The 25285-nt window shown below is 52.1% G+C and carries 17 protein-coding genes; 3 read left to right on the forward strand and 14 right to left on the reverse strand.

All coding sequences use genetic code 11. From position 1 onward, the window contains the following. Positions 1–97: 97 nt before the first annotated feature. From tilS to ACXAFI_RS13455, 3 genes are all read right to left on the reverse strand, one after another. Positions 98–1417, reverse strand: a complete 1320-nt coding sequence (gene tilS, locus ACXAFI_RS13445) for a tRNA lysidine(34) synthetase TilS (protein WP_475109215.1) — start codon at positions 1415–1417, stop codon at positions 98–100. 250 nt (positions 1418–1667) lie between these two features. After that, positions 1668–4247, reverse strand: a complete 2580-nt coding sequence (locus ACXAFI_RS13450; protein WP_475109216.1) for a glycoside hydrolase family 3 protein — start codon at positions 4245–4247, stop codon at positions 1668–1670. A 303-nt stretch (positions 4248–4550) separates the two neighbouring features. Next, on the reverse strand, positions 4551–5906 hold the full coding sequence (locus ACXAFI_RS13455) for a sugar MFS transporter (RefSeq protein ID WP_475109217.1): 1356 nt from the start codon (positions 5904–5906) through the stop codon (positions 4551–4553). 330 nt (positions 5907–6236) lie between these two features. On the opposite strand from ACXAFI_RS13455, the gene ACXAFI_RS13460 reads away from it, so the two are divergent. Together ACXAFI_RS13460 and ACXAFI_RS13465 are read left to right on the forward strand one after the other, a co-directional pair. After that, entirely contained in the window at positions 6237–7409 is a 1173-nt protein-coding gene (locus ACXAFI_RS13460) for a sensor histidine kinase (protein ID WP_475109218.1), read from the forward strand. Further along, positions 7406–8242, forward strand: coding sequence for a LytR/AlgR family response regulator transcription factor (locus tag ACXAFI_RS13465; protein WP_444921448.1), 837 nt, complete (start codon positions 7406–7408; stop codon positions 8240–8242). Before ACXAFI_RS13460 ends, ACXAFI_RS13465 begins: the two co-directional genes overlap by 4 nt. A 181-nt stretch (positions 8243–8423) precedes the next feature. Here ACXAFI_RS13465 and ACXAFI_RS13470 read toward each other — a convergent pair whose 3' ends face one another. The 7 genes from ACXAFI_RS13470 to ACXAFI_RS13500 all read right to left on the reverse strand — a co-directional run bounded on the left by ACXAFI_RS13470 (position 8424) and on the right by ACXAFI_RS13500 (position 17491). Beyond that, positions 8424–9683, reverse strand: a complete 1260-nt coding sequence (locus tag ACXAFI_RS13470; RefSeq protein ID WP_475109219.1) for a sugar MFS transporter — start codon at positions 9681–9683, stop codon at positions 8424–8426. A 345-nt stretch (positions 9684–10028) separates the two neighbouring features. Beyond that, positions 10029–10985 carry an acetyl-CoA carboxylase carboxyltransferase subunit alpha gene (locus tag ACXAFI_RS13475; protein ID WP_475109220.1) on the reverse strand — a complete coding sequence of 319 codons (957 nt, stop codon included), beginning with the start codon at positions 10983–10985 and terminating at the stop codon, positions 10029–10031. Positions 10986–11077: 92 nt separating this feature from the next. Beyond that, positions 11078–14596, reverse strand: coding sequence for a DNA polymerase III subunit alpha (dnaE, locus tag ACXAFI_RS13480; protein WP_475109221.1), 3519 nt, complete (start codon positions 14594–14596; stop codon positions 11078–11080). Positions 14597–14654: 58 nt separating this feature from the next. Continuing rightward, positions 14655–14870 carry a DUF1289 domain-containing protein gene (locus tag ACXAFI_RS13485; RefSeq protein ID WP_475109222.1) on the reverse strand — a complete coding sequence of 72 codons (216 nt, stop codon included), beginning with the start codon at positions 14868–14870 and terminating at the stop codon, positions 14655–14657. 12 nt (positions 14871–14882) lie between these two features. Beyond that, entirely contained in the window at positions 14883–15425 is a 543-nt protein-coding gene (locus tag ACXAFI_RS13490; protein WP_475109223.1) for a gamma carbonic anhydrase family protein, read from the reverse strand. Positions 15426–15506: 81 nt separating this feature from the next. After that, positions 15507–16028, reverse strand: a complete 522-nt coding sequence (locus ACXAFI_RS13495; protein ID WP_475109224.1) for a methylated-DNA--[protein]-cysteine S-methyltransferase — start codon at positions 16026–16028, stop codon at positions 15507–15509. After that, positions 16025–17491: an AlkA N-terminal domain-containing protein gene (locus ACXAFI_RS13500; protein ID WP_475109225.1), complete on the reverse strand. Its 1467-nt coding sequence runs from the start codon at positions 17489–17491 to the stop codon at positions 16025–16027. Before ACXAFI_RS13500 ends, ACXAFI_RS13495 begins: the two co-directional genes overlap by 4 nt. 607 nt (positions 17492–18098) lie before the next feature. Here ACXAFI_RS13500 and ACXAFI_RS13505 point away from each other — a divergent pair. Continuing rightward, positions 18099–20684, forward strand: coding sequence for a thrombospondin type 3 repeat-containing protein (locus ACXAFI_RS13505; protein ID WP_475109226.1), 2586 nt, complete (start codon positions 18099–18101; stop codon positions 20682–20684). 61 nt (positions 20685–20745) lie between these two features. Here the strand turns inward: ACXAFI_RS13505 and ACXAFI_RS13510 are convergent, their stop codons facing one another. From ACXAFI_RS13510 to ACXAFI_RS13525, 4 genes are all read right to left on the reverse strand, one after another. Further along, positions 20746–21525, reverse strand: coding sequence for a PhzF family phenazine biosynthesis protein (locus ACXAFI_RS13510; RefSeq protein WP_475109227.1), 780 nt, complete (start codon positions 21523–21525; stop codon positions 20746–20748). A 241-nt stretch (positions 21526–21766) separates the two neighbouring features. Beyond that, on the reverse strand, positions 21767–22318 hold the full coding sequence (locus tag ACXAFI_RS13515) for a hypothetical protein (protein WP_444921438.1): 552 nt from the start codon (positions 22316–22318) through the stop codon (positions 21767–21769). Between the two features lie 280 nt (positions 22319–22598). Then, positions 22599–23255, reverse strand: a complete 657-nt coding sequence (locus ACXAFI_RS13520; RefSeq protein WP_475109228.1) for a glutathione S-transferase family protein — start codon at positions 23253–23255, stop codon at positions 22599–22601. A gap of 283 nt (positions 23256–23538) precedes the next feature. Then, the gene (locus ACXAFI_RS13525; protein ID WP_475109229.1) at positions 23539–25257 is read right to left on the reverse strand and encodes a dipeptidyl-peptidase 3 family protein; all 1719 of its coding nucleotides are present in this window, start codon (positions 25255–25257) and stop codon (positions 23539–23541) included. Between the last annotated feature and the right edge of the window lie 28 nt (positions 25258–25285).

Genomic DNA, 25285 nt, shown 5'->3' on the forward strand with positions numbered 1-25285 from the left:
TGAATGTCGAGCTTACAGGGCTGGCCCGGGCGGATAATCCAGCTTCTCCCGGTGCCTTTGAGACGGGGCGCCAGGGTAGCAGAAAACCCCTTCCCGCTCAATCGAAAAACCGCCAGCTGGGCGGTTTCACCAAAGGCGCTCCTGGCACAGTTGAGCCCACCTTACAGCAGAACAACCCGGCGACAGCTACCAGCTCCCCATTCAGGTAGACCAGGGGTACCCTGTCTCGCAGCCAGGGTTCCAGTGCCCACTCCTGCAAAACCTTCTTGAGCATCTGGGAACGTGGCCGATTGCGAGGCTGAGTGCGTTCACCACCCCGACGGTACCTCACTTGATATGCTCCCTGGGGCCAGTCTGGCGCCGGTTCCAACACGCCACCTCTAGGGAGTGGTAGTGCTGAGACACCATCCCAAAGGAGTTCTTCATCGGTGCTGGCAAAGGATTCCAGAATGGGGGTCAGGTATAAACGCTGCTGAAAGCGGCGTACAACGCGTCGACCCAAGCGCACTTCCACTTGCGCATCGGCACTCGCTCTCTCTATCTGCGCCAAAGCTTCCTGTAAGGCCACTGATTCCGGCGCCATACCAGCTTGTCGCAAAATCCAGTTCCGCAATAGATTTTTGCGTCGCGCAAGACTCAAATCGCTAAATGCCGATATGAGGAGACTCTCCCCAAACCTTTCTTTCCTGATATCACAGGCCTGCAAGTCGCCAAGTGCCAACTCCTCCAGTAGTAACGCTGACTCCCTGAGATTATCCGCAGCCCGCTGAATACTCTGCCGCGCCGGCCAGCGTGCGGATAACAGAGGCATGACCTTTCGGCGCAAGTAGTTGCGCTCAAAAGTCTCATCGGCATTACTCTCATCCTCAATCCAGCTGAGCCCGTGTTCAAGCGCCCATGCCTCTAACTCGCTGCGCCCGGCTGACAACAAAGGGCGAAGTAAGGATTTACCTTCGCCCAACGGCCTACTCTCCGCCATACCAGAGAGCCCAAGGACGCCCGCTCCACGCATTAGCCTATATAAAAAGGTTTCCGCTTGGTCATCCCCATGGTGGCCGAGCAATATTTGATCACCGGAGGACATCATCGAATCAAAAGCCTTGTAGCGAGCCTTGCGCGCCCCCTGCTCCACCCCACCATCGCTTCTATCAACTTGCATACGCACCGCAGTGAAAGGCACCTGGAGTTCGCGGGCAAAGACTTCGCAATGGCGAAGCCAGCGCTCGGCATTACTACTGAGGCCATGGTGCACATGCACTGCCCGAACGGGGATACCATTCTGATTGAGAAGGTGCATCAAAACAGTGGAATCCAAACCACCAGAAAACCCTACCCATAACTGCCCCTTTACCGGGTGACGCTGCATCGCGGACTTTATAAGTTGCGTTAGAGAATTTGCTGCGGATTTGGAGATCACTGCCTATACCCTGGAACTGAGATCGACACAGTATACCGGTGCTGGGAACTGGCGTTGATGAACTGTTAAGCGGGAAGCAGAATATTGAAGGGCTGTGGCTTGCCAGCAAGCTATCAGATAGGTATCTGATAGGCACCTGCGATGCTGGAGTTTTAACCTCTAGGATTGAGTCCCTAAGAGATGCGGCCCAGGCCCCAATGCTGGCTGGCCTGGGCACTTCATGAATAAAAGTCGCTAGGAATGAAAGTGACTAGCCGTCACAGCGAATTTCGGCAGACACTGCGGCATCGGGCACCAATCGTACATTGGCTACGGCTATCGCTGCAGCACCCTCACTCTCCAAGCGGAACGCACTGAAAACCTTGCTAAAGTCAGCACCAGCTTTGGCAAAGCATTGCAGGTCTACCGAGAGACGGGTCCAATCATTCAGAGGCATACTTTTCAGGGTGGACTGCAGTGGCACCCTGGCAATACAGCCCTCTCCACAGGTCACTGCAGCTTGTAACGGCTTACGCAGTTCCTGATCAATGCGAATATTCAGACTCAGGGCTGAACCCTCCTCCAAATAAACGCCCAAGTTCTGCATATACTCCGCAGACAACTGCACGGCACCAGGGCGCAGGCCCTTCCATTCGAATAAACGCGCATCTTCCTGAGACGACATATCAATCGAAGTTACAACGATATTGTTATCTTCACCACTGGCTGCACGGTTGCCATTCACTGGAACTACCTCGGCTCCGTCCTCGGCAATATTCAATACCCAGGGAGCGCGCGGACGGGAGACCAATAACCAGGCATCCTCCAGTCCTCCTGCAGCCATATTTTCGTTAGTCTCAGGTAAGTCGCTGCTGACCAATGATTCCTCACCCGCGCTCAAACCGTAACCCAAGGCAAACAGGGGATCGTAGTGCTCGTGGTATGGGTTCAAAACCGTTTGATTGGTGTACATCGGCCAACTAAAAGGCAACTTACCAGTGAAATCGTAGCGAATCTCACCTTTGGCATCTCGGAATAACACATCGGCCACACCGGCGCCCTCAGACCCCGGTAGCCAGGCAGCCACAAAAGCATCCGATACATTCAGTTCACTATTCACCCAGAGCGGGCGACCAGATAGGAAAACACTGACAACCGGAATGCCCTGATCGCGCAATTTCTTCAACAGTGCCAGATCTTTCTTGTTACCCCGCTGGTATTCCAGATTTGTGATATCACCATGCCATTCCGCGTAGGGTTCTTCACCATAAATGGCAATAGCCACCTGGGGTGCCTTGCCGTTGGCAAAGCTGGCATCGGTAAAGCTTCCATCCTCACTCAGTATGGCTTCACCACCCACGCTCTTTACGGCTGCGGCGATGCCCTCAAAGATGGAAGTGGCACCGGGAAAATCTTCACGGGTATTACCAGTGCCCTGCCAGGATATTGTCCAACCACCACTTTGTTTGGAGAGGTTGTCGGCCCCATCGCCGACGACTAGAACATTCTGCTTCGCGGCCAGCGGCAACAATTGATCATTGTTTTTCATTAGCACCAAAGACTTGCGCACCGCCTCTCTGGCAATAGCGCGGTGCTCGGCATTACCGAGAATGCCAGCCTTGCCCGCCAAAGGCATGTTGCGCTCGAACAGACCCGCGCGAAGCTTCACTCGCAGTATGCGGCGCACCGCATCATCCAAACGCTCAGTGGGGATTTCACCGCTCTTCGCCTGTGCCAAGGTATTGTTGTAGAGGGCCTTCCAATCCGCAGGCACCATAAACATGTCCAAACCGGCGTTAATTGCGGCAGCACAGCTTTCCAGGGTGCAACCCGGCACGAAACTGTGGCCATTCCAGTCCCCGACTACAAATCCATCGAAACCCAAACGCTCCTTCAAAACATCTGTGAGCAAGTATTGATGGCCGTGCAGCTTCTCACCATTCCAACTATTAAAAGAAGCCATTACCGTTTGCACACCAGCGGGCAAAGCGGTCAGGTAACCAGCCGCATGCACTTCTGCCAGTTCCTTTTCAGGCACAGCGTTATCCCCGCGGTCGATTCCGCGTGCAGTTCCACCGTCACCGACAAAATGCTTAGCCGTGGCCACCAGGTTTTCCCCGCGCAGGAAACCGGCATCACCCTTGGCCCCCTGCAAGCCTTTCACCATGGCTTCCGCATAGTCAGCCACCACAGCCGGATCTTCAGAGTAACTTTCGTAAGTGCGCCCCCAGCGGTCATCCCGCACTACCGCCACAGTGGGGGCAAAAGTCCAGTCGATACCGGTAACAGCGACCTCGCGGGCGGTCGCGCGACCAATACGCTCGATCAGCTCAGCATCCCTCGCTGCCCCGAGGCCAATATTGTGGGGAAAAAGGGTTGCCCCAATAACGTTATTGTGGCCGTGCACCGCATCGGAGCCCCAAATCAAGGGAATAGCAACACCACCATCGGAAGTGTCCATGGAAGCCTTGAAAAAGGCATTGGAAAGCGCAAGCCAATCTTGAGGCGTGGCAAACTTATCGTTGTTTGGGAAGGCACCACCACCGTTTAGCACAGAGCCCAGGTGATATTTCTTAACATCTTCAGGGGTGACCTGGCGGATCTCCGCCTGAATCATTTGCCCCACCTTCTCTTCCAGAGACATGCGTGACATGATTTCGGAAATACGCGCTTCCAACTTTTCGCTGTGTGGAAACGCGGGCTCGAGTAGCGGCCAGTTTTCCAGGCTACCGCCACTGCTTATCTGGGAGCTATCCTCTTTTGCCGGAACTTCTTCCCCCTGCGGCTGACAGCCAACAAGTGCCGAGACACAGAGCATTAAGCTCAGTGAAAATCGTTTTTTAAATTTCACGGATAACTCCCAAAGTTTTCCCACGCTTGTCCTTCTGCCCTACCAATTCCATAGCTACCAGAATGAGTAACACAGATATTATTATTTCAGTGTAAACCCCCAAATTCCTATCACAGCCAATAAGGCCTCGATTGGATTTCAGGTATTCCACACAACGGTATCAACGGAGCAAAGTGCAATACTTGCCGAGGAGCGCCAATAGAAATCCGATGGATTGGGCCAAATCACAGACAAGGCGGAAAACCTTTTCTAGCTGGACTACTTAAAAATAGCCTGGTGCAAAGTTTCAACTGCCTTTGCCCACTACTCCACCGCAGCGCCACGCAGGGTCGGAGAAAAAGCACCGTAATAAGCGATATAGCAGTAGCACAGCAGCGGTACTAAAAAAGAAATCTGAATACCCGCTTCATCCGCGAGCACCCCCTGAAGTAATGGAATAACCGCACCGCCAACAATGGCCATGCACAAGACACCGCTGCCCTGACTGGTGTACTGACCCAAACCTCGCAGCGCCAGGCTGAATATGGTTGGAAACATAATGGAGTTGCAAACCCCCACAGCGACAATCGACCATACAGCCAGATAACCAGAGGAGAGCATCGCCACCCCGATAAGCACTACGGAACCCAGCGAACACACCGCCAGTGTTTTTCCCGCAGAGACATAGCGCAGCAGCAGAGCCCCGGCAAAACGGCCTACCATAGCGCCGCCCCAGTAGTAGGAAACATACTTTGCCGCTTCAAATAACTGCATTTCAGCAACAGAGGATTCACTAAAGAAGCTAACTAGGAAACTTCCTATAGCCACCTCGGCGCCTACATAGGCAAAAATACCAATAGCCCCCAGGGTCAACCTGGGAAAGCGCCAGATGGAAAAAGTCTCACTGCGGGATGGGCTTGTACTGTGAGAAAGGCGGTGTTCGGGGATCGCCGGCAGGCGAATCCAGGAGAAAAAAGCCACCATCATCAACAGCACTACCGCCAACCAGAAATAGGGCTTTTCCACCAGGGCTGCCTCCCTGGCGCGAAATTCATCGACACTAGTTGCCGTATCGGGATCGGCGCCCATTGAAATCGCGGCAAAAAAAACGGCACCACCGGCAACCGGCGCCAAGGTAGTTCCCAGAGAGTTAAATGCCTGGGTCAGGTTTAAACGACTTGGAGCCGTTTTGGCACTCCCCAAAGCGATAACGTAGGGATTTGCCGATACTTGTAATACTGTAATTCCGGAAGCCAGTACAAAAAGCCCCAATAGAAACACTTCATAGATTTGCAGGCGTGCCGCAGGAATAAAAACCAGGCAACCGGCACAAGCCACCAATAATCCAAAGACCAACCCCAACTGGTAGCCAACTCTACGCAATAGCAACCCAGCTGGCACAGAAACCAGAAAATAGGCCGCAAAAAAGTAAAACTGTACCAGGACAGCGCGGGTATAACTCAGCTCAAAAACATTTTTAAGATGTGGCACCAGAACATCATTCAGCCCGGTGATAAAACCCCACAGAAGGAAAAGAGAAGTCAACGCTGCGAGATTTAAATACCCTGGAGAGCGCCCCTCTTGGGCCTGGGCATCTGAATCACAAACAGCCATTTCGTTCGAGTGAAGACTCGACTCGGGCAACATCTGGCGCATTGGAAAGCGATCCCCAAATTTCAAACTCGTTTCTCGGCGATTATACTGTTCTTCCTAAACGCTTTTGAGTCGCCAGTGGAAAATTAAGGATAAAAAGTGCAAATTTTTAAAGCCCTTAATAAAAAAACACTTTCACTCAATGAAAGTTGTCTTATGGGTCCAGATTGCCGAAAGTAACTTGACTAATCACCCCGAAAAGCGACAAAAAGGACCAAATAAGGGCTAAGCTGGAATCTCGGCGCACAGGCCCACTGGCGGGCTCCGGTAAGCCAAGGTAATATCTTCCGGATAATAATGAACGCGATGATGAGCGTCTATCCCGTCATTTTCACAAAATTAAATATACGGGACATCATGCAGTACTCTACCCGTCAATACTGGAATGCAACTGCGGAAATTCCTTCGACCCGCTGGTTTTGGAAATTACAGCTGGTCAGCTGGATTGGCATTTTGTTGGTGACATTCCTCTCCCTGACTCTCTGGCACTCACCCACTGAGTGGCCGCGCTTCGAGCCGGCAAATACTATTTTCCAGTGTGCTGTGGCTTTTGTTCTCTCGGTATTCCTGAGACCCATTTTTGATATCGCCTGGGACTCTGAACTGGCCGTTCGCACAGTTATTTATCTACTCGCCGTTGCGGTGATTTCCGGCATCTGGACCCTGGTGCGCATGGAGGCCTATATCCGCTTGAGCGGGGAACACTCCATCTGGTCTGAATTCGGCGGCTGGTATTATGCCTCCCTCTTTGTCTTTCTCTTCTGGAGTGCACTCTACTGCGGGGTTAAATACCACATACTGCTTCAGGGTGAGCACAAGAAAATGCTTGAGGTAGCTGCAGTCAACGAGCGCGAGCAGCTGCGCAGGCTCCAGGCAGAGGCCATCGCCAATGAGGCCCAGCTTAAAATGCTGCGTTATCAGCTCAACCCACATTTTTTGTTTAATACACTGAATTCCATCAACGCCCTGATTCGCTTTCAACAGGCCGATGAAGCACGCGAAATGGTGGTACGCCTCAGCGATTTTTTACGCCTCTCCCTTAAGGAGAGCCCCATGCAAAAAGTAGAGCTCGAGCGGGAAGTGCAAGCGGTACTGCTCTATCTGGATATTGAGAAAACCCGTTTTGCCGACCGCCTGGCCGTTGACCTCAGTATCGATGAAACGGCCCGGCATGCACTGGTGCCCAGCATGTTGCTGCAGCCACTGGTTGAGAACTCAGTTAAATATGCCATCGCTCCCAATGAACTGGGCGGCACCATTAGAATCCATGCGAAGAGTAGTGGCCAACGCCTATTACTGGAAGTACAGGATTCAGGCTGCTCAGAAGATTGCGCCGGCGAGAGAAATTTTCAGGCCAGCTCCACCGGTGTCGGACTTAAGAATGTACGGGAGCGGCTCTCCAGCCTATACCCACAGAATTACCGTATAGAACAACAGGAAAAACCTGATTGCGGCATGTCGATACGAATCGATATACCGCTGGAAAAATCCACGCACCCCACCAATGAAACACAGGGAGAAGTCCAATGAACAAACTCACTGTCGTGCTGGTGGACGACGAACCCCTAGCCCTGCGCCTGCTGCAAAGCATGTTTGAGGAATTCCCGGATATAGAAATTGCCGCCTGCTGCCGCAATGGGCGTGAGGCGTTGCAAGCCGTATCTGAATACAGTCCAGACCTACTGGTTCTGGATGTACAAATGCCAGGCATGAACGGCTTTGATGTGGTCAGTCGTCTACAGGCCGATACCATACCATTGGTAATATTCGCCACTGCTTTCGACGAATATGCCCTCAAAGCTTTTGAGGTTCACGCTGTCGATTATGTTTTAAAACCCTTAGATAGCGCTCGCCTAGAAACCGCCCTTGATCGCGCACGCCAACGCTTGCAATTGGCACATGCCGGCAAAAAAGACATCCACCAGGAAGAAAAAAACCGGCTGCTGCGCTCTATTGAGGAAATGAGTTCAACCAAGGGACAAGCCTCTGAGACTCGCACCCCAGTGATCAACAATCGCTTAGCGATTAAGGATCGCGGCAGTATTACTATGGTCAATCAGCAGGATATCGAGTGGATAGATGCTGCCGGTGACTATATGTGTGTGCATGTAAAAGGGGAAACCCATGTTATGCGCAGCACCATCAAAGACCTGCAAAAACAGCTGTGCCCGGATAATTTCAAGCGTATTCACCGCTCCACCCTAGTGAATCTCAACTATATCGAACACATCAAAGTACTTACCAAAGGGGAGTACTTTCTCACCCTAACTAGCGGCGCCAAAGTTAAAGTCAGCCGTAACTATCGCCTACCGATCAAGGAATTTCTCGAAGCCAATCGACGCGTAGCTTCGGAAGTTTCCTGATAAGACGTCCACTTCCATTCACTCAATACTGGCAGGGATTTGCCGGTATACCTAAAATTCTCAAACGAGAAAGACTTCAACCACACTGCCCTCCAGTTAATACAGGGTAATCATTTATTTGTAAGCAAAAAAAAGCCGGTATGGAAATACCGGCTAAACGAGCTCAGAAGAGAAGAAAAAATTAAGCGCGTTTGTCTGGGCGGTGACCAATGGCACCGTAATAAAGAATGTAGAGATAACAGAAAATAGGCAGCACAAATGCCAACTGGATACCCACTTGGTCCGCCAACAATCCCTGCAATAACGGCACTATAGCGCCGCCGACTATAGCCAAGCACAAGATACCAGAACCCTGGCTAGCCGCCTTGCCAAGTCTCGCAAGAGCTAAACTGAAAATTGTTGGAAACATAATGGAGTTACACAGCCCCACCGCCAAAACAGCATACATTGCCAGGTAGCCATCAGCCGCCACGGTAATAAGCAGAAGTAGACAGGAGCCCAGGGAACAAATTGCCAGTACTTTCCCCGCGGAAATAAAACGCATAATCAAGGCACCGGCAAAGCGCCCAACCATGGCCCCACCCCAATAGAGTGAGATATAAAAAGCCGCCTCAGACTCCTCCAGACCTGCTATGGAGTCTTCGGCAATAAAATTCACCAGGAAACTTCCGATTGAAACTTCCGCGCCGACATAGACAAAAATCGCTACCGCTCCTAAAACGAGATGGCGATAACTCCAGGCTGAAGCTTCACCTATCTGCGATGATGTCTGTGAAGTATTACTGACAATAGATGGCAGATTCAAAAACGCAAAAACCAGGGCCAACACGGCTAGGGTAGCCGCCAGAATCAGGTAAGGCACCTCGATCACCGAGGCACTGACTGCGCCGGCGGCAACTCCTGCAGCCGGGAGAATTAATAATGCACCGAATTGTGGGGCTACGGTGGTACCTAGTGCATTAAAGCCCTGGGTCAATGTCAGGCGGCTGGGTGCCGTGCGCTCATCTCCCAATGCGGCGACATAGGGGTTGGCCGATACCTGTAAGATAGTGATACCGGAAGCGAGAATAAACAGGGCCCCAAGGAATAACCCATAGACCTCCATACGCTCCGCGGGAATAAATAGCAGGCAACCCAGCACCGCAATAGTAAGGCCTGTGACGATACCTTTTTGGTAACCGATTTTACTCACCAGGCTACCCGCCGGCAGGGAAACTAAAAAATAAGCCCCAAAAAAGCAGAACTGCACCAGCATTGCCTGGGCATAGTTCAGCTCAAAAATACCCTTCAGATAGGGAATCAGGATATCGTTCAAACAGGTTATAAAACCCCACATAAAAAACAGTGAGGTCAAAGCTACAAGAGCAAATTTTTGCCCCGCATGATCGCCAGCTTGCAACTGTCCAGCATCCGTTGCCGTATTACTTTGCAAAATCGCCATATTTATTTTCCAGAAACTTCTGCTGTGGCTGTACCGTAAACGGCAAGCCAGCACCTAAACACTTGTTATTCTTTTTACTTTCTACCATGGGGGCACAGAGGCCTTGCAGCGGTTTTCGATAAGGGGGGCCAAAAATGGGGGCAATAGGGCACTACGCAAAGTGTCTTTGATGCGTTCAAGTAGCGAAGCGAATCAATAATAAGAGGCGAATGGCCGGTCTAATATAAAGGGATGCCGTCAAACAGACAGCTTGAATCGAATAAAAAGAGGCAGGGCTCCCAGGAGGACAAACCAGGAGCGCAAAAAGGGACAGCTCCGTGATAGGGAGCTATCCCTTGGAGAATATTAAGAAACGATATTGCCGTAGCTCATCAGGCGCTGGTAACGCTTCTCCAGCAGCTCATTGATGGGGATAGCACTTAGCTGCTCCAGTTGCTCACCGAGGCGCTCTTTCAGGCTCACGGCCATAGCATCGGGATCGCGGTGGGCACCGCCGAGGGGTTCGGGAATGGTTTCATCCACAATACCCAACTCTTCCAATACACTGGAAGTCACCCCCATAGCCTCAGCCGCCAGCGGGGCCTTCTCTACGGTTTTCCAGATAATATTCGCGCAGCCCTCAGGGGAAATCACAAAGTAGGTAGAGTACTGCAGCATATTGAGCTGATCCCCGACACCAATCGCCAGGGCGCCACCGGAGGAACCCTCACCGATCACGGTGCAAATAATCGGCGTGCGCAAACGGGACATCACTGCCAGATTCTGGGCAATGGCCTCACTGATACCGCGCTCTTCACTGTCGATACCCGGATAAGCCCCTGGAGTATCGATCAGAGTCAGCACCGGCATTTTGAAGCGCTCGGCCATTTCCATAATACGCAGCGCCTTGCGATACCCCTCAGGCTTAGGCATACCGAAGTTACGAGCGACTTTTTCGTTAACAGTACGGCCCTTCTCTTCGCCGATCACCGCGACCGGCTTGCCATTTAAACGGGCGATACCGGCAATAATTGCCTTGTCATCACCGAAGTGGCGATCGCCGTGCAACTCGTCCCAATCGGTAAACAGTCGCTCGATATAGTCCTTGGAGTAAGGCCGCTGCGGATGTCTGGCCACCTGGACTACCTGCCAGGGGCTCAGGTCTGAGTAGATGGACTCGGTCAGAGTTCTGCTCTTATCCCGCAGCCGGGTCACTTCATCGGCGATATTCAGCTCATTGTCGTCCCCGACCAGCTGCAACTCTTTAATTTTGCTTTCCAGCTCTGCAATCGGCTGCTCAAACTCGAGAAAGTTGAAATTCATGAAATCTGCGCCTTAACTCTTTTCCATGCCACTGGGCAATCACAGCGACATAGCTTAACTGTACAGAACCGACCAGTCGAGCCCAGTGGACTTTAACGCCGTTCAGCGTATTGAAGCGCCACCCGCTCCCGGCCCAGCAGCTCCCGCAGGGACTGAACCATCTGGTCATTCGGCTCCACATTCCACTGTGGAGGCAGGCGGTAGAGACCTCGCGCATCGTGGCGCAACACTTCCAGGCTGACCCCGCACTGGCCACCGGTATAAGGCTGCAAACACGAGGCCAGACGCTTGGCCAGTCCAGGTGCTGCAACACCGGTATCGACTTGCAAACGCACACCGGTCACCCGGCTCTGGCGCAGCTCATCCAGAGTGGAGACCCCATTTACGGTCATTTTCAGACCGCCACTGTAATCGTCATTGGCTACAGGGCCTTCGAGTACCAGCAATGCATCCTTGGCCAGCTTGTCGCGGTGCTCACCAAACGCCTCGCTGAACATGGCCGCCTCAATACGACCGCTGCGATCATCCAGGGTAACAATAGCCATGGAATCACCGCGCTTGGTCTTCATCACTCGCATGGCAACCACCAAACCTGCCACTTTTTGTGCTTCACGGCCGGGTTTTAAATCGGCGATTCGCGCCTTCACCAAATGCTGCAGCTCATCGGCATATTCGTCGATGGGGTGGCCGGTGAGGTACAGACCCAGGGTGTTTTTCTCACCCTCCAAGCGCTCGCGAATACTCCAGCAGCGGGTACGACGGAAATCCTCGTACACATCGCCGTCGGAAGATTGGGGCACCACCTCGCCGAATAGGTCCATCATGCCGGCATTGGCATTGGCCTTTTGCTGTTCCGCCGCCTTTACCGCTTCATCCAGTGCGTTAAACAGCACTGCGCGAGAATAATCCAGTCCATCGCTGCCGTCAGTTTCCGGCCCGATAGTGTCAAAAGCACCGGAGCGCACCAGCGCCTCCAGTGCACGCTTATTCACCTTGCGCGGATCGACACGGGAGCAGAAGTCAAACAGGTCGGTAAAGGGACCGCCCTCCTTTCGCGCCGCAATAATATTTTCAATCGGCCCCTCACCCAGGCCCTTGATGGCACCGAGACCGTAAATAATGCGGTTGTCGATATCCACCGAGAACTGGAAGCTGCCCAGATTGACATCCGGCGGCACCAACACCAACTCCATGGCGCGGCATTCTTCGATAAAGGTCACCACCTTATCGGTCTTATCCATATCCGAAGACATGGTCGCCGCCATAAACTGGGCCGGGTAATGGGCTTTCAGCCAGGCAGTTTGATAGGACACCAGTGCGTAAGCTGCCGAGTGAGACTTGTTAAAGCCATAACCCGCGAACTTCTCTACCAGGTCGAAGATCTTAATCGCAAGTTCGGGGTCGATGCCTTGCTCTTTTGCCCCATTTTCAAAAGTGGCCCTCTGTTTGGCCATTTCCTCCGGTTTCTTTTTACCCATTGCCCGACGCAACAGGTCGGCGCCACCGAGGGTATAGCCCGCCAACTCCTGGGCGATCTGCATCACCTGTTCCTGGTAAACAATCACCCCGTAAGTGGGCTCCAGGATCGGTTTCAGCTTCTCGTGCTGGTATTTTGCATCCGGGTAGGCCACCTGGGCGCGGCCGTGCTTCCGGTTAATAAAGTCATCCACCATGCCCGACTGCAGTGGGCCCGGGCGGAACAGGGCTACCAGGGCGATCATATCTTCCAGGTTGTCCGGCTGCAGTCGCTTGATCAGGTCCTTCATACCGCGGGATTCCAGCTGGAATACCGCGGTGGTCTCCGCTCTTTTGAGCATTTTGAAGGTTTCTTCATCGTCCAGCGGCAGCGCGGCAATATCCAGGGGCTCCTCACCCTCGCGCGCACGGGTCTCATCCACCATGCGCTTGGCCCAGTCGATGATGGTCAGTGTCCGCAGGCCGAGGAAGTCGAACTTCACCAGACCCGCATCTTCCACATCGTTTTTATCGAACTGGGTGACCAGGCCCGCGCCGGTCTCGTCACAGTAAAGCGGCGCAAAATCGGTGAGCTTGGTGGGGGCGATAACGACACCACCAGCGTGCTTGCCCACGTTACGGGACACCCCTTCGAGCTGCAGGGCCATCTCCCAGATTTCCTGCCCCTCGTCATCGCTCTCAAGGAATTCCCGTAGAATCTCTTCCTGGTCGAAGGCCTTTTGCAGGGTCATGCCCACATCGGGGGGAATCATTTTGGACAGCTTGTCGGCGAGGCCGTAGGACTTGCCCTGCACCCGCGCCACGTCCCGCACCACCGCCTTCGCGGCCATGGTGCCGAAAGTAATAATCTGGCTCACCGCCTGGCGGCCATAGTTATCCGCTACGTAGCCAATTACCCGGTCGCGCTTCTCCATACAGAAGTCGATATCGAAGTCGGGCATCGATACCCGCTCCGGGTTGAGGAATCGCTCGAACAGCAGATCGTATTGCAGCGGGTCCAGATCGGTAATATCCAGCGAGTAAGCCACAAGCGAGCCGGCACCGGAACCCCGCCCCGGGCCCACCGGAATATCGTGGTCTTTGGCCCACTGGATAAAGTCCATTACGATCAGGAAGTAACCCGGAAATCCCATCTGGATAATGATATCCAGCTCAAAACGCAGGCGATCTTCATAGACCTTGCGGCGCTCGGCATAGTCAGCGGCGGACTTGTCCAGGATAGTTTCCAGGCGCCGCTCCATGCCCTCGTAAGAGACTTTCTCGAAGAACTGGTCTTCGGTCATACCCTCGGGAATGGGGTACTCTGGTAGGAAGTATTTACCCAACTGGATTGGCGCGGAGCAGCGTTTGGCGATCTCCACGGTATTTTCCAGGGCTTCGGGGATATCGCCAAACAACTCCCACATCTCTTCCGGTGTGCGGAAATACTGTTCGGCGGAATAGCGGCGCTCGCGGCGGGGGTCATCAAGTGCACGGCCTTCGTGAATGCAGACACGTACCTCGTGGGCCTCGAACTCGCTCTCTTCCATAAAGCGCACATCGTTAGTGGCCACCACTGGCAAATTCAGTGTCTGTGCCAGATCCACCGCCGAATGCAAATAGTCCTCATCGCCAGCGCGACCGGTGCGCTGCAGCTCCAGGTAATAGCGATCGGGGAACAGTTCTGCCCACTCCCTTGCTAGTTCCTCTGCCTGGGCGCGACGCCCCGCAACCAAGGCACGGCCTACATCGCCGTACTTGGCACCGGACAGCATCAGTACCCCTTCGCTGTACTCTTTCACCCATTCGCGCTTGATATAGGCGTTACCGTGGTACTGGCCCTCCATCCAGGCGCGGGAGATCAGCTCGGTGACATTTCGATAGCCATCGGCATTCATCGCATAAAGCGTGATTAGCGTGGGCTTGCCCTCGCCGCCCTCGCTAAGCCAAAAATCCGCGGCGGTAATCGGCTTGATACCGGCACCCAAACAGGCCCGGTAGAACTTGATCTGGCCATAGAGGTTGCACTGGTCAGTGATCGCCAGGGCCGGCATTTCCAGCTCCTGGGCACGGGCAATGGCGGGCTTGATACGTACCAGGCCATCAATCAAGGAAAATTCCGAGTGAATTCTTAGGTGGACAAAGGGTTGAGTCATAGTCGCGTTTAGTTCCAGGCCCTGCGAGGCCCGGCCCCGACAAAGCGCTATCGATTGTTTACCAGAGTCGGCCCATTTGCCGCGCGCGCTCGATGCAGAGCTTTAACACTGCACGGCGCTCATCATTGTTCATAGAACCCCAGCGGCTGATTTCATTGCCACTGCGGAAACAGCCCTCACACAAGTCCTGCTCATTCAGGGCACAGACAGAGATACAGGGGGACTTTACCGGGCGCTCTTTCGGCTGCACGGTTTTTACCGGTTGTTCAGACAACTTCTTTAAACCTCAAGATTTAGCCTCAAGAGACTCGAGCAGGACCAGCTCACTGGCAAAATATTTGCCGTTGGCCGCGTAGTGATCGCTGCTGGCTTTGAGCAGCTCGTAGGTGGCGGGATCGAGAGATTTTACTACCTTGCCGGGAGAGCCCAGCACCATAGAGTAATCGGGGATTTCTGTGCCCTCGGTCACCAGCGCATTGGCGCCAATGATACAGCACTTGCCGATCTTGGCCCGGTTTAAGATCACGGCATTGATACCTATCAGGCTGTAGTCGCCAATATCACAGCCGTGCAGCATCACTTTATGGCCTATGGTGACGCCGGTACCAATTGTTAATGGCGTCCCGGGATCGGCGTGCAGCACGGCGCCATCCTGCACATTCGTATTTTCGCCGATGGTGATCTGCGCACAGTCACCGCGAACCACCGCGTTAAACCACACAGAGCTGTGGGCGAACATACGTACATCACCAATTACATGGGCGCCGGGCGCAATATAGTGGCCCTCACCTTCCAGCTGTGGCTGTTTATCCCCCAATCTGTACAGCATTTGGCCTCCGGTTCGATCTGGTTACGAACCGCTTATTATCCTGCTCCGAAGGGGATGTGGCTAGCGCATAACAACTGTGCCCTAAAGCAACTCACCTTGAGCGACAAAATGAGCCCCCTCCAGGGTAAGCAATCGAGCCTTAAGTGGCAGGCCGCCGGCATATCCAGTAAGACTGCCATTGGCCCCGATCACCCGGTGACAGGGAATCACCACCGCTATCGGATTGGCGCCGTTGGCCCGCGCCACTGCGCGAATCGCACGGGGCTGACCCAGCGACCTGGCCTGCTCGCTATAGCTTCGGGTTTCGCCGAAGGGAATTTTTAATAGTGCCTCCCAGACACGACGCTGGAACTCGGTCCCCTTAGGCGCCAAGGGAAGGTCGAAGCTTTGACGCTGCCCGGCGATAAATTCGCGCAGTTGGTCCGCAGCCCTGTCGGTCAGCTCGGAAGCTCCCCTCTGCCAACCAGAACCCACACGAAGCGGCCGCTCCATATCAAAAAACTGCAAAGCGACGATCCCTTTACTATCCCCTTCACTACCCTCTTCGCAGGCTGCGATGGCGACCTCTCCCAACTCCGTGGTGTAACACTCGTAAACAATCATTTCTTATCTCCTGATTTCAGGGATTGCCATAACAACATGGCTCCATAAGCCCGCCAGGGCCGCCACTGTTCCGCCCGTGCCAAGGCCTGCCTGGGTTTTGCCTTTTCACCCTCACTGCCAAGCGCTTGCAGAATACCCAGATCCGAAGACGGAAAGGCATCCGGCATAGATAACCCGCGCATGGCGATATATTGGGCGGTCCAATCACCAATACCTGGCAGCGCAGTAACCTGCTCACACCAGGCTTCCAGGGATTGCTCGGCAAAATTCACTCGGCCATCCAGAGTTGCCGCAACAAACCCGCGCAGGGTTTTGGCTCGAGTGCGCGTCAATCCCAAGTCGGCAAAGTCTACCCCGGCGAGCTGTTGCGCCGTAGGAAACAAAAATCGCTCTTCGCCGGCATCATCCATAAAAGACTCCCCATAGCGAGCCACCAAGCGCCCGGCGATAGTGGTTGCCGCCGCCACACTGATTTGCTGGCCGAGGATCGCCCGCAGTGCATATTCAAACGGGTCCCAGGCACCGGGCAGGCGCAACCCAGGCTGTAGGGTTAGCTGCCTTTCCAGCAGTGGGTCGGCATTTAATACCGTTTGGATTTCCTCGATATCCGCATCCAGATCAAATAGACGGCGCAGGCGCTGATTGAGCAGGTAGAGTCCCATCCCCCCTTCCTGGCCGAAGATCTCCACCACCAGGCGATTTCTCTCCGCGTCATTAGATACCCGAATCGAACCGCGGCAGCCATCCAATGCAATGCTGCGCGAATAGACTTCTCCATCCACCTGCTCCACGCCCTTCAGGGCACGCGCGCCCAAAAAGGACAACAGTTGAGGCCAGTCCAGCGGTGGGCGGTAATCAAGATACAGGCAAACTTGAGTGGCAATTCCCGGTTTCAACTGATCACCACTCCCCTCTCTGCGCACTTCGGAAGGGGTGCGCTGGTATATCTGCTTAAAAACGCCATTAAAACGACGCAGGCTATTAAAACCGGACTCGTAAGCAATTTCAGCGATAGGCAAATTTGTATCGCGTAACAGGCGAAAAGCAAACAACGCCCGCTCAGTCTGCCACACCGCCAAGGGGCTCACACCCAGGTGCTCGGCAAATAAACGACGTAGATAGCGGCTGCTGACGCCGAGACGCTCGGCCAATCGCTCCACCGATTGCGGTTCCCTTTCACTGCGCATTAGCTTCAAGGCCCGCTGCACCGTGGTCGATACCAGACCCCATGCTGGGCTACCCGGCGCTGAATCCGGTCGGCAGCGCAGACAGGGCCTAAAACCGGCATTGGCCGCCTCGGCTGCAGTGGCAAAATAGGTGACATTGCGCTCCAGGGGCGGTCGCGCAGGACAGATGGGGCGGCAAAAGATTCCGGTCGTCTTCACCGCAGTGAAAAAACGCCCATCGAAGCGCCGATCGCGGGCAAGCCGCGCGCTGGAACAAATTGCCGCATCAATTTTCATGTGCCCCTCCCGTATATGACTTCCAGTCTATTTCTACGCTGCACAATAAACTAGTCAAAAACGGAACTGGCCAAAAACCTTTCGGACCGGCTGGTCACAACAAGAATTCAGCCGCCACCTCCTTGGATAAACAAATTCAAGTAAACAGCGTTTCTGGCAGCACCAGCTGTTGTTTGCTAGCCGATGAATTGGTAAATCTGATTATTCTCTTCCCGCCAGTAAAAATAATCAGGGTCATTAATTTCCACCTCACCAGCTGTTCAGAAGAAAAGGCTTAGCGACACCCTACCACTCATTCATCCACGTCAATGTCGGCCACTTTATTTTTTTCATTGAAAAAAATAAAAACCACAAAATAAACCGCCTTTATTTTCTCAAACATTACCTTTATTCAGAGAAAACACACATATTTACCCACATCGAAAATTCGGTGGTTTATCTATTCTGAAAAGAAATAAATATCAGATATTTATCCCCCGAAATCTATCTAACGGGAAGAACCCATAAAAAAGTGATGATTTAATTTTCACTTCTTTTCGCGCAAGCCATGGGCCACTTCTTCGCCGAGCAGATAACAAAAAAGGATTTGTCCCCGGAGATTTTCAACATGCCCAAAATACCGCTGATTGTATTTATTCTCTCTCTACTGCTATTGAGCGCCTGTGGTTCCGACAAAGGGAGAGGTAGGGCCGCCGAAGACTTATTCCCCGGCTCCAATGTCACAGACAGTGATAGAGACGGCATACGAAACTCCGATGACAATTGTCCAAGCATCAGTAACGCCTCCCAAGAGGATCTGGATAGTGATGGCAGCGGTGACGCTTGTGACAGCGACGATGACAATGATAATCACCTGGATTCCGAGGATAACTGCCCACAAGTCGCCAACACCGATCAGGCAGATAGTGATGGTGACGGTCTTGGCAATGCCTGTGATGAAGACCTCGATGGCGATGAAGTGGCAAACGAAGAGGATAACTGCCCGGCAGATGCGAACCATGAACAGGGTGATATGGACAGCGATGGTATAGGCGATAGCTGCGACAACGATCGTGACGGTGATGACTACACCAACACCCTCGACAATTGCCCAAATGTCGCCAACCCAGATCAGGCTGATCAAGACAGTGATGGCATTGGCGATCTTTGTGATGCCGATAGCGATAGCGATGACGATGGTCTGGACGATGGCGTAGACAACTGTCCGCAAGTGCCCAACGAAGATCAAGTGGATACCGATAGCGATGGCGTAGGCAACGCCTGCGATAACGACGATGACGGTGATGGTATCGAAGACAGTGGCGACAACTGTCCAAGCACTCCGAATCCCGCCCAGGAGGACCAAGACAACGATGGTCTCGGTAATGTGTGCGACCCTGACCGGGATAACGACGGCACTGAGAATGAAGCCGATAACTGTCCCAACGTCTCCAACGCCGATCAAACTGACACCGACTCTGATGGGCAGGGCGACCTTTGCGACGGTGACGATGATGCAGATGGCATTGAGGACCAGAGCGACAACTGCCCACTTGAAGCCAACGCCGACCAGACCGACACCGATGGCGATGGCCTCGGCGACCTCTGCGACTCGGATCGGGATGGCGATGGCGTAGACAACGATGCGGACAACTGTCCACTTGAGCCGAATGCAGATCAGGTAGATAGCGACGGTGACAGTTTCGGCGATGCCTGTGATAACAACGCCGATGTTGACGGGGATCTAATTCCCGACAGCGTCGACAACTGTGTAAGTGTTGCCAATACCAACCAATTCGACCGAGATGGAGATGGAATTGGTGACGCCTGTGACAGTGATCTGGATGGCGACGGCAGTGATAACGAAGCAGATAACTGCCCGGCTATTCCCAATCGGAATCAGGAAAATAATGATAATGACCAGTACGGAGATATCTGTGATAGCGATGATGATAACGATGGCATCAACGACTTTGTCGATAACTGTCGCTACGCCTCCAATGCCGACCAGAAAGACAGCGACGGAGACACCCTCGGCGATGCCTGTGATTCCGATCTGGATAATGACGGCATCGAGAATGCTAACGACAATTGTCCCAACGCCTCCAACACCCTACAAGAGGACCGGGATGGAGATGGCATAGGCAATGTTTGCGATACAAACACCGATAGTGACAATGACGGCTATGACGACGGAGTAGACAACTGCCCAACCGTAACAAACCCGGATCAGGCGGATCAGGATAAGGACGGCAATGGAGATAGTTGTGATATTGACTGGGATGGAGACGGCACGGCCAATGGGCAAGATAACTGTCCCTTTGTACCCAACGATCAAACCGATAGCGACAGCGACGGCTCTGGCGACCATTGTGATAATGATCTCGACGGTGACGGTGTCGAGGACAACCTAGACAATTGCCCCCATGTGCCAAATCCAGGGCAGGAAGACGGTGATGATGATGGCAATGGGGACGCCTGTGATAGTGATGTCGATAACGACAGCTTGGATGACAGCGCAGATAACTGTCCAGCTATTTCCAATCCAACCCAAAGCGATAGCGATGGAGATGGACTAGGTGATGCCTGCGACCCCGATGTAGATAACGACGGAGTGGAAAATGCCTTGGACAACTGCCCACAAAGTTGGAATCCAAATGGCGAAGACTCTGATAAAGACGGCATTGGCGATGCCTGTGACTTTAACACCCTCCTCTCCTGCACAAGCTTCGAGGGGCTAGAAATAATGGATGGAGTCAGCACTGAATTGGAGCATGGTATCAATGCCCCTTGTGAGGGCTGTTCAGTAACTTCTTTGGGCAAGGTTAGCAACGGCATACTCTCTGATGCCGCCAGAATGGAAGTAGCGAGGGGCGCTGGAGGTAGCACTTATATCCAGGTCAACCATGAAGATGTAAGAACTGGGCGCTATATGGTCAGCTTCCTGGTGGAGAATACCAACTCCCTGCTGGATCTTATTTACCTGAATAGTATTACCATCAGTACCTACCTGGATGGAACAGCCACAGGTGAAAATATCAGCGGCTATATGCTGGCGCCCTTTAAGGTCAACGGTGCGCGGAATCATCGCCTGCTACTCGCAAATACCCGGGCAGACTTTAATCAGGTGCGCCTGACTCTTAGGGGCTTGGAGCTTAGTAACAACAAGCTGGATGTCTATCTCACCTGTGCGGTACCAATAAGCCAGGAGTAATGACTTTCTAATCAAAACAGAAAAGCCCCGGTGTTTCGGGGCTTTTTTATTAAAAACGTTATTAAAGCACTATTTTACCGCGCATATAATCGACCGTTTGGCCAATAAGTATGACCTCATTATTGACAACCTCACACGTCAATACACCACCTCTCTTTGACAGCTGCCTGGCACTGAGACGCGATTTCCCCAATACCTGACTCCAATAGGGGGCAAGTTCACAGTGTGCGGAACCGGTTACTGGATCCTCATTTACCCGCAGCTTGGGGTAAAAACAGCGGCTGACAAAGTCACAGTGATCCCCCGGTGCGGTAATGACGACTCCTCTTAAATCTAACTCGGCCAGCAGCATAAAATTCGGTTTGATGCTTTTTAATTCAGCCTCACTATTTAGCACAACGATATAGTCAAATGCAGCCAAAGTTTGTAGCGGTGCTACACCCAAAGCATCGGATAAGCTGGAAGGACATTCAACCGGAGTGGGTACGCTGATGGGAAAACACATCTTATAGCCGTCTTCACAAGCTTCCACTTTTAGTAGGCCACTGCGAGTCTCAAAGTGGATGACAGGCCTTTTATAGGACAAATGCTTAAATAACACATGGGCTGCCGCCAGGGTGGCATGACCACAGAGATCCACTTCAGCTTCAGGGGTAAACCAACGCAGCCTGTAAACATCACCTTCGGGTACAAAAAATGCTGTTTCAGATAAGTTATTTTCCTCAGCAATTCTTTGCATCTGTATACCTGGCAACCACTCTTCTAAAGGACAAACCGCTGCCGGGTTACCAGAAAACACTTCAGATGCAAAAGCATCCACCTGATAAAGATTAATCTCCATATTTTTCTGCACAATCCATCCAAAGGGGAAAAGCAGAGATTACTATCAATAGCGCTGACAATACAGGGCGATCATCAAGATGCAACCACAGCCTCAGCAGATACTAAAAAGGGGCATTCAGATGCCCCTTAAATAGAAACGATGTACTAACAATGAAATAATACGCACTCAATACTTGGTTAAAAATCTCATAAGAGGTATGCGCAGTAGTTTAAAGAAACAAAGAAAATTTTTTAGCCAGCTAATCCAAAGGACAAACACTTGCTAGAGAAGTTGTGAAAGCACGCTTCATAAATTCAAACTGCTCATTGGTTTCCATATGTTCACTCAATGAGTTCCTGGCAGAAAGAAAGCGCTTCTTCTCCGAATCTGTCATACCTTCATGATAGAGGTATAGCTTTTCAACTGGCTTCATCGCCGATTTTTCGCTTCTATAAAATTGATCCTTGGACATTGCCAGGTCAACCTTATCCCGAATTGAGCCATCCGGCATTATTTGAACAGAGACACTGGGAACATAGTTTGCTATCGGTCCCTTTAGATTTAATACTTCTGGATTAAGCTCGCTAAGCTTCTTGGCGATATAAACTTTCAGCTTATTATTTCTAACCTCCAGTTTTACAAACGGCTTTATTATCTTGAACTTATCTTTATCCTCTTCAAACAATTGCACAGACGCCTCTAACATCACCAAACTCTGGGTGTTCAGAAAACGCTCATACTCCTCTAACTGGCAAGAGGCTTGTGCATACTGACTGAAGAAAAAGGCGAGAACCAGGGCTGGTATTTTCATTGTTCCAATGATTATCCTTAATTTTTAGGTATTGGCCGCCCAACTCCATTAGGCGAATCTGACGTATATCACACCCTATTTTAGTCGCCTTTTTCTCTTGCATAACCTATAGGTTCACATTTGCGGGATTCCCCACAGAAAATACGTGGCTTCCTTCTTTTTTCAGGCTATACACGCCATTAAAAGACAGCGGGAAGAAAACGGATAGAAAGACCAGGGCATTACCTCTAAAGGTTTGCCCTCTGTGCAGCCCAATACAATAAAACTGAATTCTTCTTAATTAGCGATAATCATCCAGGATAATCGGAGGCAGGCTCCTGGCTTCCGACATCCACTCTTCCACACTCTCTCTAGCAAGAAGCCTTTTTATCCACTGCTGGGTCAGGGGCCAACTTTGCAGTTGAGGGCGGTGAGAAAAAATTCTGATTACCGTGGGTACCAGTGCGAGATCGGCCAGGGAGAGATCACCACACAGGTAAGGGCCGCCACTAAGGCTAAGTTCTTGCTCCCAACAACGAAACAACCGCTCTGCACCTATTTGCTCTTCCTGGGTCATCTGCCGTTTGTCAGGATAAAAAGCACTTTCAAAAGATAGCCGTGGACATAGCCCTGAGAGACCTGCATGCTGCCAGCTTAAGAAGGATCGCGCTCTAGCCCTCAGCAAGGGAACTGAAGGCAATAAATTTCCACCGCCAATATCATTGGCATATTCCATAATAGCCAAAGAATCAAAGATGATACTTTGGTTGTCCACCAGTACAGGCACCGAGGCAGCTGGGGAGATCTCACCAATTCTACGAAGATTGTCAAAACGCTGTGGCTTGCGAATATCAACAACCTGCTCTTTAAACTCAATACCCAGCTCCCTTAATGGAAGCCAGGCTCGAAATGCCCAACTGGAGGCATTCTTTGTACCAATGTATAAAATACGTTCCATGTTTAGCCTTAAAAAACTTAAGAATCAATCTTACAGCCAGATAACAAGGTAATCACAACAGGTTCACTCTTTTTCCCATCAGAGACTCCAACCTATCGAAGCTTTCTTTCCAAGCAAAGATACACAAAGAGGCTAGCCTAAAAAATCACAACAATAAAAATGCCACCAACAAATTATTGATTACCTCTCATGCTTCACATATCTATATAGGCATCCGGCTCCCTAGAGAAATATCAAAACAAAAAACCCGGCAGGAGCCGGGTTTTTGAAGGCAGTTTTTTGCTTATTTTAATCCAAGCACTTCTTTGCCCTGGATAAAAGTAACATCGACAGGAATATTCGCTTCAGCCAGTCGGTCCAAATCGGACTGCAACTCGGGGCCAATAACGCCCTTTTCGGCAAGCAGAGCTTTAGCTTGGTCGTAGTTACCATCACCTTGGATAGTGAGGATCAGGCGCGATAGATTGGTCATAGCCTGCTGCATTTTTTCGAAATCTACACTGTACTGCCCGGTTTTCGGATCACGGGTAAAGGCGCCCTGCTCTTTGAAAAAGTTAAAGCGCATCATATTGGCTTTACCGTGGGCACTGGCAGCACCAAAACGCACACTGCGGAAAATACCGGCCAAGAAGGTAACGTAGTTATCCATCAGTTCACCTTCTTGGATCTCCCCCTTCTCATGCAGGCGGGTCACCATATACAGGCCGAGAATATCCGCTTTGCCTTCTTCCAGGGAGGAGGAAGTCTCCTTCAGTGCCTGACGCACATTTGCCCCGCCAGTCACAGTCTTCTTAATACCCAGGCCGTGCGCCACCTCGTGGAACATGGTATTGGCAAAGAAAGCAGGGAATGTGATGTGCTTGCGCTGATCTGGCGCAATCAACACATCGCTGATGGGCACCAGGATCTTATCGAACTTAGCGCGCATAGCATTTTTCAGCTGCAGCCGACGAGTGCCTTTCGCCAGCTGCACTTCTTCATCGTTAGGCAGGTTGATGGCAATAGTCTTGGAGCCGGCATTGCTGTGACCCGCGTAGAAGAGCACATCGTAGGCATTCAGGTCGGAATCGGTACCCGGCTCTTCGGCTTTGTACTTTTCCTCTACCGGCAGGCCTTCCTGTAGTTCAGGCAACAGCGCAGCAAACTTGGCCAGCTTCTTACTCCACTCTTTATCTTTAAGGAGTACATAAGACTCATAGGCCGTGCGATAGGCGAACATCTGATCTTCGTAATTTTCGATGGGCCCGATCACTACGTCGATATCATTTTCCTTCATGTCCATCCAAGCCATGTCGCTGGGACGGAAATTATCATTGAGCAATGCATCCGCGCGCATAATCAAGTAATTAGCGAACTCTTTACTTTCCGCCAATGAAGCTGCCTGGCGCAGGATATCCGCAGCCTTCTTCAGGTCAGCATTGTAGGCTTTGCTGTAGGGAATCAGCTCCAGCTTGCCGGCATCGTTCCGACGCACCAGAGAGTAAAGGCCATCTTTTCCCGGTTGGTCCCAGTTCTCAAACTCTTCGCGGGTCATATCTGCCGGATAGAAGTTGGCACCCAGGGGTTTCGGACCGTAGCCGGTAATAAACGGCTTGTTGTCATTGAGGCGATCCCAGGGACCGTAATTAATCTCGGCAAACTTGCGGGCGCGGTTGTCCTCGATATCGGGCAGCAGTACCTCTGCCGGGCCGTAAGACTGCAGCCAAAACAGTTGATCCATGATCCGACTGGCATCGATCAGCAGGCCGATCATTTTACGCTGGTTCGCGGTGAGATCGCTCATGTCAGCGGTGAGTTCTACCGGTACATAAATATCAAAGCGTTTATCGGCATTTTCTATGGCTTGCCCTGCGGGCGGAGTGACCGTCTCAGATTCAACGATCTGCGCCTCGGCTTCGTCTTTACGGATTTCCTCGGACTGTTTGTCTTTGCTACAGCCGCCCACCAGCGCCAGGGCCAGCAGTGCGGCAGCGATCTTGGTGGTGTGAAAGGGGATGGTCATATCGCTCTGCCTATCGTTTTTTTGTTTC

The organism is Microbulbifer sp. ABH2_005, assembly GCF_056160005.1.